This is a genomic window from Streptomyces swartbergensis (assembly GCF_002148965.1).
Classification (GTDB): domain Bacteria; phylum Actinomycetota; class Actinomycetes; order Streptomycetales; family Streptomycetaceae; genus Streptomyces; species Streptomyces swartbergensis.
Window position 1 is genome coordinate 1 of record NZ_NGFN01000191.1, and the last position, 16,244, is coordinate 16,244.

A 16,244-nucleotide genomic window follows, 5' to 3' on the forward strand; every position below is an offset into this window, starting at 1 on the left:
GCCCCGGCGGGCGGGGCCACGGGCGGGGCGCCGACGACCGTGGTCAGCCGGCGGTGGGTGCGCTCCAGGGCGTCGCGCTCCAGGGTCCGGCGGGCGGGTCCGGCGAGCGCGGGGTCCTCGGCCTGGGCGAGCTTGTCGAGGACATGGGGTGGAACGATGGTGCAGAAGACGGGCTCGAAGCCCCCGTGAGTCGTCATGCCCGGCACCTTTGCACTGCGTGACGATACTGTCACTAGTAGCCACCATGATTGGTGAAATACCGGGACAAGGGCCTTCACTCTCCGTGGCGAAGTGGTATGGCGAAGTGGTATAGCGCACTTTTTGTCCTGTATGTGCGCCGGGTCCCGCATACTGATACGGATCCGCGCACACGGAGGGCCTCGGCTAGCATGCTGCGCATCATGCGTTTCGGGCTGCTTCTCCTTAGCTGCCGCGGCGAGGGCCTGTAGTCGAGGCCGACTCCCTCCCCGCGGAGCTTGGTGCTGCGTCGTCGGCCGTCCTTCCGGACACCTCCTGAGGAGCCCCCGCATTATGGCGAACCGCCAGCAGCCCAGTTCCATGCCGATCCACAAGTACGGCCGCTACGAGCAGGTCGACATCCCGGACCGCACCTGGCCGGACCAGCGCATCACCACCGCCCCCCGCTGGCTCTCCACCGACCTGCGCGACGGCAACCAGGCCCTGATCGACCCCATGTCGCCCGCCCGCAAGCGCGCGATGTTCGACCTGCTGGTCAAGATGGGCTACAAGGAGATCGAGGTCGGCTTCCCGGCCTCCGGTCAGACCGACTTCGACTTCGTGCGCTCCATCATCGAAGAAGAGGGCGCGATCCCCGACGACGTCACCATCTCCGTACTGACCCAGGCCCGCGAGGATCTGATCGAGCGCACGGTGGAGTCGCTGAAGGGCGCCAAGCGCGCGACCGTCCACCTCTACAACGCCACCGCCCCCGTCTTCCGTCGGGTCGTCTTCCGGGGCTCCAAGGGCGACATCAAGCAGATCGCCGTCGACGGCACGCGGCTGGTCATGGAGTACGCGGAGAAGCATCTGCTGGGCCCAGAGGCTGGTGGTACTGCGTTCGGCTACCAGTACAGCCCGGAGATCTTCACCGACACCGAGCTGGACTTCGCGCTGGAGGTCTGCGAGGCGGTCATGGACGTCTGGCAGCCCGGCCCGGACCGCGAGATCATCCTCAACCTGCCCGCCACGGTGGAGCGTTCGACCCCGTCGACCCACGCGGACCGCTTCGAGTGGATGGGCCGCAACCTGTCCCGCCGCGAGTACGTCTGCCTGTCGATCCACCCGCACAACGACCGCGGCACGGCCGTCGCCGCCGCCGAGCTGGCGCTGATGGCCGGCGCCGACCGCGTCGAGGGCTGCCTGTTCGGGCAGGGCGAGCGCACCGGCAACGTCGACCTGGTCACCCTGGGCATGAACCTGTTCTCCCAAGGCGTCGACCCGCAGATCGACTTCTCCGACATCGACGAGATCCGTCGCACGTGGGAGTACTGCAACCAGATGCAGGTCCACCCGCGCCACCCGTACGTGGGCGACCTGGTCTACACGTCCTTCTCCGGCTCCCACCAGGACGCCATCAAGAAGGGCTTCGACGCGATGGAGGCCGACGCGGCCGCCAAGGGCGTCACCGTCGACGACATCGAGTGGGCGGTCCCGTACCTGCCGATCGACCCCAAGGACGTCGGCCGCTCCTACGAGGCGGTCATCCGGGTCAACTCGCAGTCCGGCAAGGGCGGTATCGCGTACGTCCTGAAGAACGACCACAAGCTGGAACTGCCCCGCCGGATGCAGATCGAGTTCTCGAAGATCATCCAGGCGAAGACCGACGCCGAGGGCGGCGAAGTCACGCCGAAGGACATCTGGGCGGCCTTCCAGGACGAGTACCTGCCGAACCCGAACAACCCGTGGGGCCGCATCCAGGTACGCAACAACCAGTCGACCACCGACACCGACGGCGTGGACACCCTCACCGTCGAGGCCGAGGTCGACGGCGTGGAGACCACCCTGGTCGGCACCGGCAACGGCCCGATCTCGGCGTTCTTCCACGCGCTGCAGGGCATCGGCATCGACGCCCGCCTGCTGGACTACCAGGAGCACACGATGAGCGAGGGCGCCTCCGCGCAGGCCGCCTCCTACATCGAATGCGCCATCGACGACAAGGTCCTGTGGGGGATCGGAATCGACGCGAACACCACGCGCGCCTCGCTGAAGGCGGTCGTCTCGGCCGTCAACCGCGCGACTCGCTGACCAGTCCCGACGATGGTTCGAGGGCTTCGTCCGCCGCTGTCCGGCGGGCGGAGCCCCGTCGTATACCGGCCAATCCCTGTGAGGGTCACGGAAAGGTCTCCTCCGGGGTGCTGACTCCTCCTCATGGATGTGGCTAACATCACGCAAGCGCGGCGACGCCGCCGTGCGGCATGACGGAGGTGCGACGTGCTGCCAGGACGGGGACGAAACGGCCATGCCGCCAGGTTTTCGAGCATCCTGGGCACCCGTACCGCGTGGACGCCCGCCGGTGACGGGGAGTTCTTCTGCCCCGGCTGCGGCGGCGACCGCAACTACCAGCGGCTGACCGGACAACGCCGCTTCACCCTGCTCGGCCTGCCCGTGCTGCCGCGCGGCGAGACCGGCCCGGTCGTGGAGTGCGCCGCCTGCCGCCGCCACTTCGGCATGGACATCCTCGACCATCCGACCACCACCCGCTTCTCCGCGATGCTCCGCGACGCCGTGCACACCGTCGCCCTCGCCGTGCTGGCCGCGGGCGGCGCCGGTTCCCGTACGGCGCTGGAGTCCGCGGTGCTCGCCGTGCGCGCGGCCGGCTTCGACGACTGTACGGAGGAGCAGCTGGCCGCCCTCGTGGAGGCGCTGGAGGCGGACACCGGCCGGATCACGGGGGAGCCCTGCGGTGCGGGGCTGGCCATAGAGCTGCACGAGGCGCTGGACCCGCTCGCCCCGCACCTCGCCACGGTCGGCCGCGAATCGATCCTGCTCCAGGGGGCGCGCATCGCCCTGGCGGACGGGCCGTACACCCCGGCCGAGCGGGACGTGCTCGCGACGGTGGGGGCGGCGCTCACCATCTGCTCGGACGACGTGACACGGGTGCTCGCGGCGGCGGCGCGTACGCCGTCGTAGAGCGGCGCCCCTGCCAGGCGCCCCTCGGGTGTCACTCCACGGGCGTTACTCCCCGGGCGATACTCCCCGGGGAGTAATCCACCGCCCGCACCGCCCTGTGCAGTAGCCCCCGACTCGGCCTCGGGCCGGACGAATCCGCCCCCGTGCGCCGGGAGTCTGGAGACCGTTCCAGACACCCGGACCGGAGGGAGCCCGAACAGTGGGGGACACAAGGAAAACCGCACGGCGGCGAGCCGTGCCCTGGGCGGTGGTCGGGCTGTGGCTCGCCGCCCTCGTGCTGGTCGGGCCGCTCGCCGGGAAGTTCGCCGGCATCCAGCAGAACCGCGCGGTCGACTACCTGCCCGACAGCGCCGACTCCACGCAGGTCGCGCGGATCCAGGACCGGCTTCCGGGAGGCGAGTCCACCGACCTGGTGCTCGTGTACCACCGGGACGGCGGTCTGACCGACGCCGACCGGCGCACGGCCGCCGAGCAGGTCGCCGAGGTGCGCGGCGCCTACGACCTGACCGGCGAGCCGCGGGGCGTGCCGTCCGAGGACGGCTCCACCTTGATGTACCCGGTGTCGAGCACCCAGCCGGGGCAGGACGAGGAGGCCAGGAACGCCTTCGTGGACGGCGTGCGCGAGGTCGCCGAGGGGAGCGGCGGGCTGAGCGTCGAGGTCGGCGGGCCAGGGGCGCTGAACACCGACATGGGCAAGGTGTTCGAGACGATCGACGGCACCCTGCTGCTGGCCACGCTCGCCGTCGTCACCGTCCTGCTGATCCTGATCTACCGCAGCCCGTTCCTGTGGCTGGTGCCGCTCGCCGTGGCGGGCGTCGCCGCCGCCACCGCCATGGCCGCCGGGTACGGACTCCACGAACTGTTCGACGTCACCGTCACCGGCCAGAGCGGCGGCGTGATGACCGTGCTCGTCCTCGGCGCCGGCACTGACTACGCGCTGCTGCTCATCGCCCGTTACCGCGAGGAACTGCGGCGCCACGAGAGGCCGTACGACGCCATGCGCACCGCTCTGCGCGGCTGCGGACCGGCCATCCTCGCCTCCTCCGGGACCGTCGCGGCCGGGCTGCTGTGCCTGCTCGCCGCCGATCTCAACAGCAGCAGCGGCATGGGGCCGGTCGGCACGGTCGGGGTGCTCGCGGCGCTGGTCGCCATGACGACCCTGCTGCCCGCCGTGCTCGTGCTGCTCGGGCGGCGGGTCTTCTGGCCGCTGATCCCCGCCTTCGGCAGTGAGCCCAAGGCCCGCCGGTCGCTGTTCGCGGCGATGGGGACCTCGGCGACGCGCCGGCCCGTCACCGTGCTCGTCGGTGGCGGCGTCCTGCTCGGTGCGCTCGCGCTCGGCACGCTGAATCTGTCCGGGAGCATCAAGCAGGAGGACTCCTTCACGGAGCGGCCCGAGTCGATCACCGCGATGCAGACGCTGGCGCGGGAGTATCCGGAGCGCAGCAGCCGGCCTGTGACCGTCATCGCCCCCGCCGACCGGGCCGACGCGGTCCTGGACCGGGCCCGTGCGACGGACGGTGTCGCCGAAGTGGCCCCGGGACGCAGCGGTTCGGGCTGGACCGAGATCGCCGTCTTCACCACGGCCGCGCCCGAGACGGCGGCCGAGACCCGGACCATCGAGGCCCTGCGTGCCGGGCTCGATCCGACGGGCGCCTACGTCGGCGGGCCCAGCGCCCAGCAGATCGACCTGGCCGACAGCGAGTCGCGGGACCGCAAGGTGATCGTGCCGCTGGTGCTGGCCGCCGTGTTCATCATCCTGGTCGGTCTGTTGCGGAGTCTCGTCGCGCCGTTGCTGCTGCTGGCGGCTGTGGTGGCGGTGTGGGGTGCGGCCCTCGGCATCGGGGGGCTGGTGTTCGAGCCGGTGTTCGGCTTCGGCGGTACGGATCCCGGGCTGGGGCTGTTGTCGTTCGTGTTCCTGGTCGCCCTCGGGGTCGACTACGGCATCTTCCTCATGCACCGGATGCGGGAGGAGTCCGTGAAGGGGGCCGAGCCGGAGGCTGCCGCGCTTACCGCGTTGCGTACGACCGGTGGGGTGATCGCCTCTGCGGGGGTGGTGCTCGCGGCGACGTTCGCTGTGCTGACGACGCTGCCGATGGTCGGGCTTGTCGAGCTCGGGTTCGTCATTGCGGTCGGGGTGCTGCTCGATACGTTCCTTGTGCGGACGTATCTGGTGACCACGGCGAGTGTGCTGTTGCGGCGGCGGGTCTGGTGGCCGGGGAGGCTCTCGCGTGCACCGGAGCTGCCTGTTGAAGCTGAGCCGGGGCGAGTTCGCAGCCCGGCGTAGCGCTGAGCAGATCAAGCGCCCCTCCCCTCCCGGAGGGGCGCATTCCTGGACGAGGATGAGGTCCGTGCAGGTGCCCACGACAGGTAATCGGATCATGGCGGTGATCAACCGTGATCCGCTGACCGCTCCGCACGCCGTGCGCAACGACGCGCTGTTCGCAGTCGTCGCCGCCGTGCTCGCGGTCGGTCTCGCGCTGTTCGTCGACGACGGCCGCCGGCCCGACGCGCTCGGGTGGACGCTGTTGCTCGCCTGCCATGTGCCGCTGGTGTGGCGGCGCCGCCGTCCGCTGCTCGTGCTGCTCGCGATCGTGGTGTGCGTCGCGCCCTATCACGCCCTCGACAACACCCACACGGCGCCGACCCCGGCCACCTACATCGCCCTCTACACCGTCGCCGTCACCGGACGGCCGCTGCGTACCGTCCTGGTCGGCGTCGGCGTCATCACCCTCTCGACGAGCGTGATGCTCACCGTGAGCATGCACGAGGCGCTGAGGGTGCTCCAGATCTCCGGGTGGGTCGTCGCCGTGCTGTTCTGCGGTGCCGATGTGCGCTTCTACCGCCAGTACGTCGCCTCCATCGTGGAACGCGCCGAACGTGCCGAGCGCACCCGCGAGGAGGAGGCCCGGCGGCGGGTCGCCGAGGAGCGGCTGCGGATCGCCCGGGACCTGCACGACCTGCTCGCGCACACCATCACCCTCATCGGCGTGCAGACCTCCGTCGCCGCCCACGTGCTGTCCGCCGACCCCGAGCGGCTCGACCGGGAGACCGTGGCCAAGGCGCTGGACGACATCGCCGAGACCTGTCGCAGCGCCCGCGGGGAACTCCGTACGACGCTGGAGGTGCTGCGCGAGCACGGTTCTCCGGACGCCCGCGGTCCGCTGCCCGGCCTCGCCGGTCTGACCGATTTGGCGGAGGCCGCGCGGCTCGCCGGTGCCCGGGTCGAGCAGACCGTAGGGATACGGCAGGCACCGCCCGCCGTCGGTGCCGCGGCCTACCGCATCGTGCAGGAGGCGCTGACCAACGCGGTCCGGCACGCGGGACCCGAACCGGCCGTCCGTGTCGACCTGGTGGAACGGGAGGGCGCCCTGCACCTGTCGGTCAGCGACGACGGCACGGGACCGGCCCCGGGCGGTACCCCGGGCTTCGGACTCGTCGGAATGCGCGAGCGGGCGCGCAGCGTGGGTGGCACACTCGACGCCGGTCCGCGTGCGGACGGCGGCTTCGAGGTGACCGCCGTACTGCCGCTGACGAAGACGGGGACCACGGGGGAGGGGACCGGATGACCATACGGGTGCTGCTCGCGGACGACCAGACCCTGGTACGGGAGGCGTTCGCGATGCTCGTGGAGTCGGCCCGGGACATGGAGGTCGTCGGTCAGGCCGCCACGGGCCGGCAGGCCGTGCGACTGGCCTGCAGCGAGCGGGCCGACCTGGTGGTGATGGACATCCGCATGCCCGACCTGGACGGCATCGAGGCGACGCGGCTCATCGCGGCCGACGAGGACCTCGCGGGCGTCCGCGTCCTGGTCCTCACCACGTACGACACCGACGAGAACATCGTGGACGCCCTGCGCGCCGGCGCCTCCGGGTTCCTGGTGAAGGACACCAGGCCGGCCGAACTCCTCGACGCCATCCGTACGGTCGCGGCCGGGGAGTCCCTGCTGTCGCCGGGGCCCACGGCACGGCTGATCGAGCGGTTCCTGCGCACCCCCTCGGCACCGGAGACCGGCGGGCCGGAGTGCCTGTCCGGCCGTGAGCGGGAGGTGCTGTCACTGGTCGCGCGCGGCCTCAACAACGCGGAGATAGCCGATGCGTTGGGCCTGAGCCCGCTGACCGCGAAGACCCACGTCAGCCGCATCATGGGCAAGCTGGCGGCGCGGGACCGGGCGCAGCTGGTCATCGTCGCGTACGAGTCGGGGCTGGTGACACCGGGGAGCATCTGACGGACAGGCACGCTCCGACGTTCCGTCAGGAGAAGCATGGGACTCCTCAGTCGCACACTCCTCGTCACCGCAGTGCTCCTCACCCCGTTCGCCGCCACGACCGGCGCCTCGGCCGCCCCCGGCTGCACCTCCTCCGTCCCGTACGTCTCGGGCGAGGGCGGCTACGACACCTACCGCATCCCGGCCACGGTCACGACCCGCAGAGGCACCGTCCTCGCCTTCGCCGAGGGCAGACGCGGCGGCGCGGGCGACACCGGCGACATCGACGTCGTCCTGAGGCGCTCGGCGGACGGCGGCTGCACCTGGGGCCCGCTCACCGTGGTCGCCGCCGGGGACGGCGACACCCGGGGCAACCCGGCCCCCGTCGTCGACCCGCGCACCGGCGCCGTCGTACTCCTCACCTCCTACAACAGCGGCGAGGTGACGGAGGCCCGGATCATGCGCGGCGAGGTCACGCCCGAGCAGAGCCGCCGGGTGTTCGTGCAGCGCAGCCGGGACGACGGCCGGCACTTCACCCCGCCCCGCGAGATCACCGCGCAGGTGAAGGCCCCGTCCTGGCGCTGGTACGCGACCGGCCCCGGCCATGCGATCGCCCTCACCCGGGGCCCGTACGCGGGCCGCCTGGTCGTCCCCGCCAACCACTCGGCGTCCCCGCCGGCCGGCTCCCCGGACACCGGCCAGGAGCCCCGCTACTACGGCGCCCACGCGCTGCTCAGCGACGACGGCGGCAGGACCTGGCGGCCGGGCTTCGTCGACGACTCGTACGAGGGGACCGACAACGCCAACGAGTCCACCGCCGCCCAACTGCCCGACGGCAGGGTGTACTTCAACGCCCGGGACCAGCACGGCACCAGTGCGGGCAACCGTCTCGACGGCCATTCGAGCGACGGCGGCGCATCCCTCGACCGGCCGTACACCGTGCAGCCCACCCTGAACGAGGTCCCTGTCGTGCAGGGCAGCGTCCTGCAACCGCCCGGCCGCCGCGGTCCGCTGCTGTTCTCCGGCCCGTCCGTCCCCACCGCCCGCCGGGCGATGGCCGTCTGGCGCAGCACGGACGGCGGCGCCACCTTCACCAAGGCGCTGACGCTCTCCCAGCGCCCCGCGGCCTACTCCGACCTGGTGCCGCTCGGCCGGAAGACGGTGGGGATCCTCTACGAGACCGGAGCCCAGGGGCCCTACGAGACGATCGAGTTCCGCCGCCTTCCGGCCGACGGGCTCTAGAGCAGCCCCGCCGCCGCCAGGTACTTCCCGACCCGCTCCACCTCGTCCTGCGACAACGGCACCTGCGGCTCCGCCGTGGCCGGGCAGTCGATCACGCCCCGCAGGTGCAGCGCGGCCTTGAAGGCGCCGATCGCCGAGGAGCCGGGGCCCATGCGGGCCGGGTCGCCGACGGTGACCATGCCGAACAGGGCGCACAGCCGCTCCTGTTCGGCACGGGCCTCGTCCCACTCCCCGGCGCGGCACAGGCGGTCCAGGCGGGCGTAGCCGTGCGGGTCGACGTTGCCGAGGCCGGGCACCGTGCCGTCCGCGCCGACCGCGAGCGCCGCGTCGACGATCAGCTCGGAGCCGGTCAGCACGCTGAAGCCGGTGATGCCCTGGTGGGCCCTGGCCCCGGTCACGACCTGGCGGAAGGCGGCCAGGTCGCCGCTGGAGTCCTTGAGCGCGGCCAGGACACCGTCGGCGGCCAGTTCCAGGATCACGTCCGAGGGCAGCTTCGTGTGGACGGCGACGGGGATGTCGTAGGCGACCACCGGGACCGGGCTCGCCGCGGCCACCGCGCGGTAGTGGCGGGCGATCTCCGCCGGGTGGGTGCGGGCGTAGAACGGGGCGGTGACGACGACCGCGTCCGCGCCCGCCGCCGACACCGCCGCGACATGGCCGAGGACCCGGGCCGTCGTCATGTCGATCGCCCCGGCCAGCACCGGCAGCTGCCCGCCCACGTGGGCCGCGACCGACTCGACCACCAGCCTGCGCTGCCCGTCCGTCAGATACGCCGCCTCCGACGTCGAGCCGAGCACGAACAGGCCGTGCACCCCGCCGGCCACCAGATGGTCGACCAGCCTGAGCAGCGAGGGGACGTCCACCTCGCGGTCCGGTGTCAGGGGCGTGCAGACGGGCGGGATGACACCGGTCAGCGAGGTGATCGTCATGGGGCCTCCATCGGGTCGCTCCGGCGGACGAGGTCGCGGGTCGACTCGTCCTCCTGGACAGGATGGTGGCAGCGGAAGCGGTGTGCGGGGGCCGACGCGACCGAGAAGTCCGGCATCACCTCCGCGCACGTCCCGTCCGCCTTCCAGCAGCGCGTGCGGAACGGGCAGCCGCTCGGCGGGCGGGTCGCCGACGGGACCGGACCGGCCAGCGGGATCGGGTCGATCGGGTCGAGCAGTCCGGGCGTGGCGGAGAACAGGGCGCGGGTGTACGGGTGCCGGGCCCGGTCGGTGACCAGGGCGGCCGGGGACTCCTCGACGATCCGGCCCAGGTACATGGTGATCACGCGGTCGCTCATCCGCCGTACGGTCTGGATGTCGTGCGAGACGAACACCAGGGCCAGGCCCAGGCGTTCCTTCAGGTCCAGCAGCAGATTGAGGATCTGCGCGCGGACCGACACGTCCAGGGCACTGGTCGGCTCGTCCGCCACGACGAGGTCCGGGTCCAGCGCCAGCGCCCGGGCGATCGCGACGCGCTGCCGCTGCCCGCCCGACAGCTGGCCCGGCAGGGCGTCGGCGAGGGCCCGGGGGAGGCCGACCAGGGACATCAGCTCCCGTACCCGTTCGTCGCGTTGCTGCCGCGTGCCCCGGTCGTGCACGTCCAGCGGGTCCCGCAGGATATGCCGTACGGTCAGGCGGCGGTTCAGTGCCGTCGACGGGTCCTGGAAGATCATGCCGGTGCTGCCGCCGACGGCCCGGCGGCGTTCGGCGGGCGGCATCGCCCACAGGTCGCGGCCCCGGAACGACACCGTTCCCCGCGTCGGCCGCTGGACCCCGACCAGCACCTTCGCCAGTGTCGACTTCCCGCAGCCCGACTCGCCCACCACGCCGATGGTCTCGCCGGGCGCGATCGTCAGGTCGGCGCCGGTCAGGGCGTACACCCGGTCGCGGGTGAACAGGCCGCCGCTGCGGGCCTTGTGCACGACGTGCGCGTCGGACAGCTCCACGAGCGCGGGCTGTGTATTCATGACACCGCCCCGGTCCCGGTCGACGCCAGCTCTATGGCCGGGTGATGGCAGGCCGCCGTGTGCGCCGGCGTACCGGTCAGAACGGGGGCCGTCGTCCGGCAGACCCCGCTCGCCCGCGGACACCGGTCGGCGAACCGGCACCCGGCAGGGAAGTCGGCGGGGGACGGCACGACCCCCTTGATCTGCGTCATCCGCTCCTGCCCCGACTCCAGCGACAGCACGCTGCCGAGCAGGCCGCGCGTGTAGTGGTGGGCCGGGGCCTCCACCAGGTCGGCGGTCACGCCGATCTCGACGATCTGCCCGCCGTACATCACCGCCACCCGGTCGGTGACGTCCGCGACCAGCGCCAGGTCGTGCGAGACGAGGATCAGCGCGAAGCCGAGCTCCTCGCGCAGCCGCAGCAGCAGCTCTATGACCTGGGCCTGCACGGTCACGTCGAGGGCGGTCGTCGGCTCGTCGGCGACGATCAGCTTCGGTTCGCGGGACAGGGCCATGGCGATCAGGACGCGCTGCCGCTGCCCGCCGGACAGTTCGTGCGGGTAGCTGCGCAGGGTGCGCCCGGGGTCGAGGCCGACCATCGTCAGCAACTCGGCGGGACCGCGCCGCCCGCCCCGCCGCACGACCTGCTTCAGCTGCGCGCGGATCGTCATCGCCGGGTTCAGCGACGACAGGGCGTCCTGGTAGACCATCGCCATCTCGTGGCCGAGGAGCCCGCGGCGTACGCGCATCGGCTCGGCGAGCAGGTCGCGCCCGCCGAACCGCACCTGGCCCTCGATGCGCGCCCCCTTCGGCGCCAGCCCCATGATCGCCAGCGCGGTCAGCGACTTGCCGCAGCCCGACTCGCCGACCAGGCCCAGCACCTCACCGGGATGCACCGCGAAGCTGATGCCGTCGACGATGTCCACGCCGCCGTGCCGCTGGTCGAAGCCGATGGCGAGGTTCTCCACCGCGAGGACCGGCTGCCCGTCCCGGGGCAGGTGACGGGCCCGGGCCCGCAGCCGCCGGGCCGCCTGAGTCAGGCCGGGCAGTTGCACGATCTCCCCGCTGCCGGGCTGCGGCGCCTGGAGCCGGTCGTCCTCGGGTACCTCCACATCCCGCGCCGGCGGGGCCGCCCACGCGTCGGACACCCCCTCGGACAGGATGTTCAGCGACAGCACCGTCACCAGCATCAGCAGGCCGGGGAACACCGTCGCCCACCAGCCGCCGGTCAGCACCATGTTCTTGCCGTCCGCGATGACACTGCCCCAGGACGGGTCGGGCGGCCGTACGCCCGCTCCGATGAAGGACAGCGACGCCTCGAAGACGATCGCCTCGGCGACCTGAACCGTGCAGAACACCAGCACCGGAGCCGCGCAGTTGATCGCCACGTGCTTCAGCACGATGTGCGGTGTCCGGGCACCGATCACCCGTTCCGCCGTCACGTAGTCCTCGCCGTACTGGTCGAGGACGTTCGCCCGGACGACCCGCGCCACCGGCGGCGTGAACAGGAACGCGATCGCGCAGATCAGCACCGTGATGCCCCCGCCGAACACCGCCACCAGCACGGCGGCGAGCGCGATGCCCGGGAACGCCATGACGACGTCCAGGCAGCGCATCAGCGTCTCGTCGACCGCCTTGCGCGAGGTGGCCGCGACGGCCCCGAGCAGCGCCCCGGCCACCAGTGCCAGGCCGGTGGCGCCGAGCCCGATCGCGAGCGACCACCGCGCCCCGTACATCAGCCGGCTCAGGATGTCCCGGCCGAGGCTGTCCTGGCCCATCCAGTGCCCGGCGGACGGATGCCCGGTGCCGTCGACCGGCGGCTGCTGGTCGAGCGGGTCGTGCGGGGCGAGCAGCGGCGCGAGCAGCGCCAGCAGCACGACGACCGCCAGGAAGCAGACGGCGGCCTTCGACAGCAACGGCAGCCGGCGCCGGCCGCGCAGCCGCACGCCGGGCCGGGACAGCGCCTCGGTGAGGCTCTTGCGGGTCATCATGCGGGTCATCACGTGGTCGCATCCCTCAGTCGCGGGTTGACCAGCAGATACAGGACGTCGATGACGAGGTTCACGACGACGAACCCGGCCGCCGTGGTCAGGACGACGCCCTGCACGACGGCCGGGTCGCCGTTCTTCACCGCGTCGATCATCAGCTTGCCCATGCCGGGCAGCGAGAAGATCGTCTCGATGACGACCGCGCCGCCCAGCAGATAGCCGACACGCAGCCCGAGCACGGTGAGCGGGTTGATGAGCGCGTTCCGCAGCACGTTCCGCCCCACGACCACGCGCGGCGGCAGCCCGCTCCCGATCGCCGTCCGTACGTAGTCCTTGTCCAGCTCCTCCACCACCGCCGTCCGCACGATCCGGGTCAGCTGCGCCGCCACCGGAAGGGACAGGGCGAGCGCGGGGAGCGTCATGGTCTTCAGCCAGCCGGTGACGGAGTCGGCCGGGTTGATGTAGCCGCCGGTCGGGAACCAGCCCAGGTCGACCGCCAGATACTGGATCATCAGCAGCGCCAGCCAGAAGCCGGGCGCCGCGACACCGGTCAGCGACACGACCCGGATGATCTGGTCGGGCAGCCGGTCCCGGTAGATCGCCGCGGTCACCCCGCCCACGAGGGACAGCACGACCGCGACGCCCAGGCCCAGGAAGGTCAGCTGGAGGGTGAGCGGCAGTGCGGTGGTGACCTGGTCGATCACCGGCGCCCGGGTCAGCGCGCTGGTGCCCATGTCCCCGTGCAGCAGGTCGGCCACGAAGTCGGCGTAGCGCACGGGCAGCGGGTCGAGCAGGCCGTGTTCCTCACGGAAGTCGTGCAGTTGCCGCGGTGTCGGGTTGGCGCCCTGGAAGAACGCGGACGCCGGGTCGACGTCCGAGAACCGCATCACCAGGAACACGAACAGCACGATGCCGAGCATCAGCGGCACGAGCAGGGCGATACGGCGGAGCAGGATACGGACGACGGCGATCACCTGGCGTGAACCCCCTGGTCGCTAGGCCCACTTGGCCTGAAGCAGGTTGATGCCCGGGTACGGTTGCGCCCTTATGCCACTGAGCCGCTTCGGGTCCCAGGCCGTCATCAGCTCGTTGTGGACGACCGGGTAGAGCACGGCCTGTTCGGCGACGACGTCGATGTAGTCCTGGACCATCGCCTTCTTCTTCTCGGGATCCGGCTCCCGGGTGGCCCGGTCCATGTCCCTGAAGAGCGCCCTGGCGACGGGGTCGCCGGCCCACCGTGTGTACTGCATCCACAGGTTCTCGGGCCCGTAGTTGTAGCGCATGATCAGGTCGGCGTCGAGGCCGAACTGGTTGGGGTTCGAGGCGGCTGCGACGACCTGGTAGTCCTGCTTCTGGTCCATCTTCGTGAACACGGCCGTGGTCTCCTGCGGGGACAGGGTCGTCTTCACACCGATCGCGTCCCAGGAGGACTTGATGGTCGGCAGGCAGTCGACGATCCAGCTCACGTTCACCGCGAGGATGTCGATGCTCAGCCCCCTGACCCCGGCCTCCTTCAGCAGCGCCTTCGCCTTGTCGGGGTCGTGGTCGTAGACGGTCCTGGCCCGGCGGTAGGACGGGTTGCTCTCGTCGAGGAAGGAACTCGACGGCTTCCCGTGGCCCTTGAGGGCGACCTCCACCATCTTCTCGGTGTCGATGGCGTAGTGCAGGGCCTGGCGTACCCGCACGTCGTCGAAGGGCTTGCGCTTGGTGTTGAACATCAGGAACAGGTTGTTCATCCCGGCCCCACCCGCGACCGTCAGCCCGCTGCTCTCCAGCTGCGCGATATTGGCGTACGGGATGTTGTCCGCGATCTGCGCGCCCGCGCTCGACCCCGAGATCTTCGCGACGCGGGGTGCCGCGTCCACGATCGTCAGCCAGTTCATCTTCCGGAAGGCGGGCTTGCGCGGGCCGTTGTAGTCGTCGAACGCCTCGAAGGTCGTGTTCGACTTCGGGTGGTGCGCGGTCTGCCGGTACGGCCCCGAGCCGATCGCCTTGCCCTTGATGGCGTCGTCCCAGGCGCCCGGCTGCGAGAAAACGTGCTTCGGCATGATCTTGGCGAGCGTCAGCCGCGAAAGCCCCTCCGGGAAGGGGAACTTGAGCACCAGCTCCACGTTCCGCGCGTCGATCTTCCGGACCTCCCTCAGCCAGCTCGCGAAGAAGCCCTTGGCGAGGGTCTGGGTGTCCGGGTCGAGGATCCGCTCGAAGACGAAGACCACGTCGTCGGCGGTGACGGGCTTGCCGTCGTGGAACGTCGCCCCCGCCCGCAGCGTGAACGTCCAGGACGTGCCGTCCGGGTCCTGCGGCACCTCGGTCGCCAGGGCCGCGTACGGCTCGCGGGAGATCGGGTCGGTGTCGAGCAGGCCCTCGTAGATGTGGTTGTTCGCGGCCATGCAGAACGCGGACGCCGTCTGGGTGGGATCCCAGCTGCCGTCGTTGCCGTAGCCGATCACCGCGGTCAGCGTCCGGTTCGCCCCGCTGCCGCCGCCACCGGTGTCGTTGGTGGACTCCGGCCCGGACGAACAGGCCGACAGCGACGCGGAGACGGCGGCGGCCGCGCCCAGCGCGCCGGTGTACTTCAGGAACGTCCGGCGGTGCGGCGCCGGCACGTCGTGGGTCACGTCGCGCACGGGGTCCTCCAGCGAGAGGTCTGGAAAGGAAGCGAGGGGGCGAGCAGTGGAGATACGACGTCCTACGTCCTGCGGTCAGCGCGACCATAGGAGGGGCCGTGGAGGCGGTCAAGGGATCGCACACGAATGGCGTATCTGCCACAGGTCGGACCAATGGCGCTGTGAAATGGCATGAGTTGGCGGCCTGTCAGGGCAGGTCCGACACCGGGTACCGCCGGAGGTGGGACGTGGGACGTCCGGGGCGCGTACGATGCGGCGCATGTCCGAGGAGCCCAGGACCAGCCGGATACAACGCCAGGTCGTGCAGCTCATCCTCGACCGCAGACTCACCGCCGGCGCGCCGCTGCCCACCGAGGCCGAACTCATGGAGGATCTCGGCGTCAGCCGCAACTCCGTCCGCGAGGCCCTCAAAGCCCTCCAGGCCCTCGACATCGTCGAGATCAGACACGGCTACGGCACCTACGTCGGCCAGGCCTCCCTCACCCCCCTCGTCGACGGACTGACCTTCCGCACCCTGGCCCGGCACGACGACGACACCGGTGCCCTCGCCGAGATCCTCCAGGTCCGGGAGGTGCTGGAGGAGGGTCTGATCCGCCGGGTCGCCGCGACGGTCACCGAGGCGGAACTGGACAGGCTGGAGGGCGTGGTGACCCGCATGGAGTCGGCGGGCGGCACGGGCCGCTCCTTCCCGGAACTGGACCGCGAGTTCCACGAGATCCTCTACGCCTCCCTCGGCAACGCGCTGGTCCCCCAGCTCCTCGGCGCGTTCTGGACGGTCTTCCGCCGGGTCTCCGGCGCCCGCGGCTGGACCGACGACCCGTCTCCCGAGATCACGGTCCGCCGCCACCGCGACATCGTCACCGCCCTGCGCGCCCGCGACGTCGAGGGCGCGCAGCGGGCGATGGCGGTGCACTTCCGGGGGATCGAGGCGCGGGCGGCGGAGGAGTCGCGAGGGGTGGGCTGATTCCGCTCCCCGGGCGAGCGGGCGCCGAGCATGATGAGGGGCGTGACTGACCTGTGGAACGAGAGCGACGTCGGCGTCCTGCGGCTGCCCTCCGGCCGGCTGGTGCGCGGCCGGGGCCTCCGCCACCCCCTGGACC

At 71.5% G+C, this 16,244-nt stretch carries 12 protein-coding genes and 1 pseudogene; 7 read left to right on the forward strand and 6 right to left on the reverse strand.

From position 1 onward, the window contains the following. Window positions 1-197: pseudogene (locus CA983_RS26585) on the reverse strand (peptidase M4 family protein); the annotation flags it as partial. Between the two features lie 334 nt (window positions 198-531). On the opposite strand from CA983_RS26585, the gene leuA reads away from it, so the two are divergent. The 6 genes from leuA to CA983_RS26620 all read left to right on the forward strand — a co-directional run bounded on the left by leuA (window position 532) and on the right by CA983_RS26620 (window position 8,596). Beyond that, on the forward strand, window positions 532-2,265 hold the full coding sequence (leuA, locus tag CA983_RS26595) for a 2-isopropylmalate synthase (protein WP_086603373.1): 1,734 nt from the start codon (window positions 532-534) through the stop codon (window positions 2,263-2,265). Window positions 2,266-2,451: 186 nt separating this feature from the next. Beyond that, window positions 2,452-3,150, forward strand: coding sequence for a tellurite resistance TerB family protein (locus CA983_RS26600; protein ID WP_086603374.1), 699 nt, complete (start codon window positions 2,452-2,454; stop codon window positions 3,148-3,150). A 199-nt stretch (window positions 3,151-3,349) separates the two neighbouring features. After that, entirely contained in the window at window positions 3,350-5,434 is a 2,085-nt protein-coding gene (locus tag CA983_RS26605) for an MMPL family transporter (RefSeq protein WP_167407470.1), read from the forward strand. A 55-nt stretch (window positions 5,435-5,489) separates the two neighbouring features. After that, the gene (locus tag CA983_RS26610; protein ID WP_086603376.1) at window positions 5,490-6,716 is read left to right on the forward strand and encodes a sensor histidine kinase; all 1,227 of its coding nucleotides are present in this window, start codon (window positions 5,490-5,492) and stop codon (window positions 6,714-6,716) included. After that, a complete protein-coding gene (locus tag CA983_RS26615) occupies window positions 6,713-7,375 on the forward strand; it encodes a response regulator (RefSeq protein ID WP_086603377.1) in 663 nt (220 codons plus the stop codon). Before CA983_RS26610 ends, CA983_RS26615 begins: the two co-directional genes overlap by 4 nt. A 36-nt stretch (window positions 7,376-7,411) precedes the next feature. Next, window positions 7,412-8,596 (forward strand): sialidase family protein, encoded by a 1,185-nt coding sequence (locus CA983_RS26620; protein ID WP_086603378.1) that lies wholly within the window; start codon window positions 7,412-7,414, stop codon window positions 8,594-8,596. Here the strand turns inward: CA983_RS26620 and CA983_RS26625 are convergent. Genes CA983_RS26625 through CA983_RS26645 form a run of 5 tightly spaced genes read right to left on the reverse strand, consistent with a single transcriptional unit; the run spans window position 8,593 to window position 15,144 of the window. Beyond that, on the reverse strand, window positions 8,593-9,525 hold the full coding sequence (locus CA983_RS26625) for a dihydrodipicolinate synthase family protein (protein ID WP_086603379.1): 933 nt from the start codon (window positions 9,523-9,525) through the stop codon (window positions 8,593-8,595). The two genes, CA983_RS26620 and CA983_RS26625, sit on opposite strands and share 4 nt — an antisense overlap. After that, the gene (locus CA983_RS26630; protein WP_086603380.1) at window positions 9,522-10,550 is read right to left on the reverse strand and encodes an oligopeptide/dipeptide ABC transporter ATP-binding protein; all 1,029 of its coding nucleotides are present in this window, start codon (window positions 10,548-10,550) and stop codon (window positions 9,522-9,524) included. Before CA983_RS26630 ends, CA983_RS26625 begins: the two co-directional genes overlap by 4 nt. Continuing rightward, window positions 10,547-12,520 carry a dipeptide/oligopeptide/nickel ABC transporter permease/ATP-binding protein gene (locus tag CA983_RS26635; protein ID WP_086603384.1) on the reverse strand — a complete coding sequence of 658 codons (1,974 nt, stop codon included), beginning with the start codon at window positions 12,518-12,520 and terminating at the stop codon, window positions 10,547-10,549. Before CA983_RS26635 ends, CA983_RS26630 begins: the two co-directional genes overlap by 4 nt. An 8-nt stretch (window positions 12,521-12,528) precedes the next feature. Next, the gene (locus CA983_RS26640; RefSeq protein WP_086603381.1) at window positions 12,529-13,491 is read right to left on the reverse strand and encodes an ABC transporter permease; all 963 of its coding nucleotides are present in this window, start codon (window positions 13,489-13,491) and stop codon (window positions 12,529-12,531) included. Between the two features lie 21 nt (window positions 13,492-13,512). Continuing rightward, window positions 13,513-15,144 (reverse strand): ABC transporter substrate-binding protein, encoded by a 1,632-nt coding sequence (locus CA983_RS26645; RefSeq protein WP_086603382.1) that lies wholly within the window; start codon window positions 15,142-15,144, stop codon window positions 13,513-13,515. A gap of 250 nt (window positions 15,145-15,394) precedes the next feature. On the opposite strand from CA983_RS26645, the gene CA983_RS26650 reads away from it, so the two are divergent. After that, on the forward strand, window positions 15,395-16,108 hold the full coding sequence (locus CA983_RS26650; RefSeq protein WP_086603383.1) for a FadR/GntR family transcriptional regulator: 714 nt from the start codon (window positions 15,395-15,397) through the stop codon (window positions 16,106-16,108). Window positions 16,109-16,244 lie beyond the last annotated feature (136 nt).

Excerpts from the sequence above, each read along its gene's own strand:
- CA983_RS26625 (WP_086603379.1), bottom strand. The coding sequence starts at position 9,525 with ATGACGATCACCTCGCTGACCGGTGTCATCCCGCCCGTCTGCACGCCC.
- CA983_RS26620 (WP_086603378.1), top strand. The coding sequence starts at position 7,412 with ATGGGACTCCTCAGTCGCACACTCCTCGTCACCGCAGTGCTCCTCACC.
- CA983_RS26615 (WP_086603377.1), top strand. The coding sequence starts at position 6,713 with ATGACCATACGGGTGCTGCTCGCGGACGACCAGACCCTGGTACGGGAG.
- CA983_RS26610 (WP_086603376.1), top strand. The coding sequence starts at position 5,490 with ATGAGGTCCGTGCAGGTGCCCACGACAGGTAATCGGATCATGGCGGTG.
- leuA (WP_086603373.1), top strand. The coding sequence starts at position 532 with ATGGCGAACCGCCAGCAGCCCAGTTCCATGCCGATCCACAAGTACGGC.
- CA983_RS26630 (WP_086603380.1), bottom strand. The coding sequence starts at position 10,550 with ATGAATACACAGCCCGCGCTCGTGGAGCTGTCCGACGCGCACGTCGTG.
- CA983_RS26635 (WP_086603384.1), bottom strand. The coding sequence starts at position 12,520 with ATGATGACCCGCAAGAGCCTCACCGAGGCGCTGTCCCGGCCCGGCGTG.
- CA983_RS26650 (WP_086603383.1), top strand. The coding sequence starts at position 15,395 with ATGCGGCGCATGTCCGAGGAGCCCAGGACCAGCCGGATACAACGCCAG.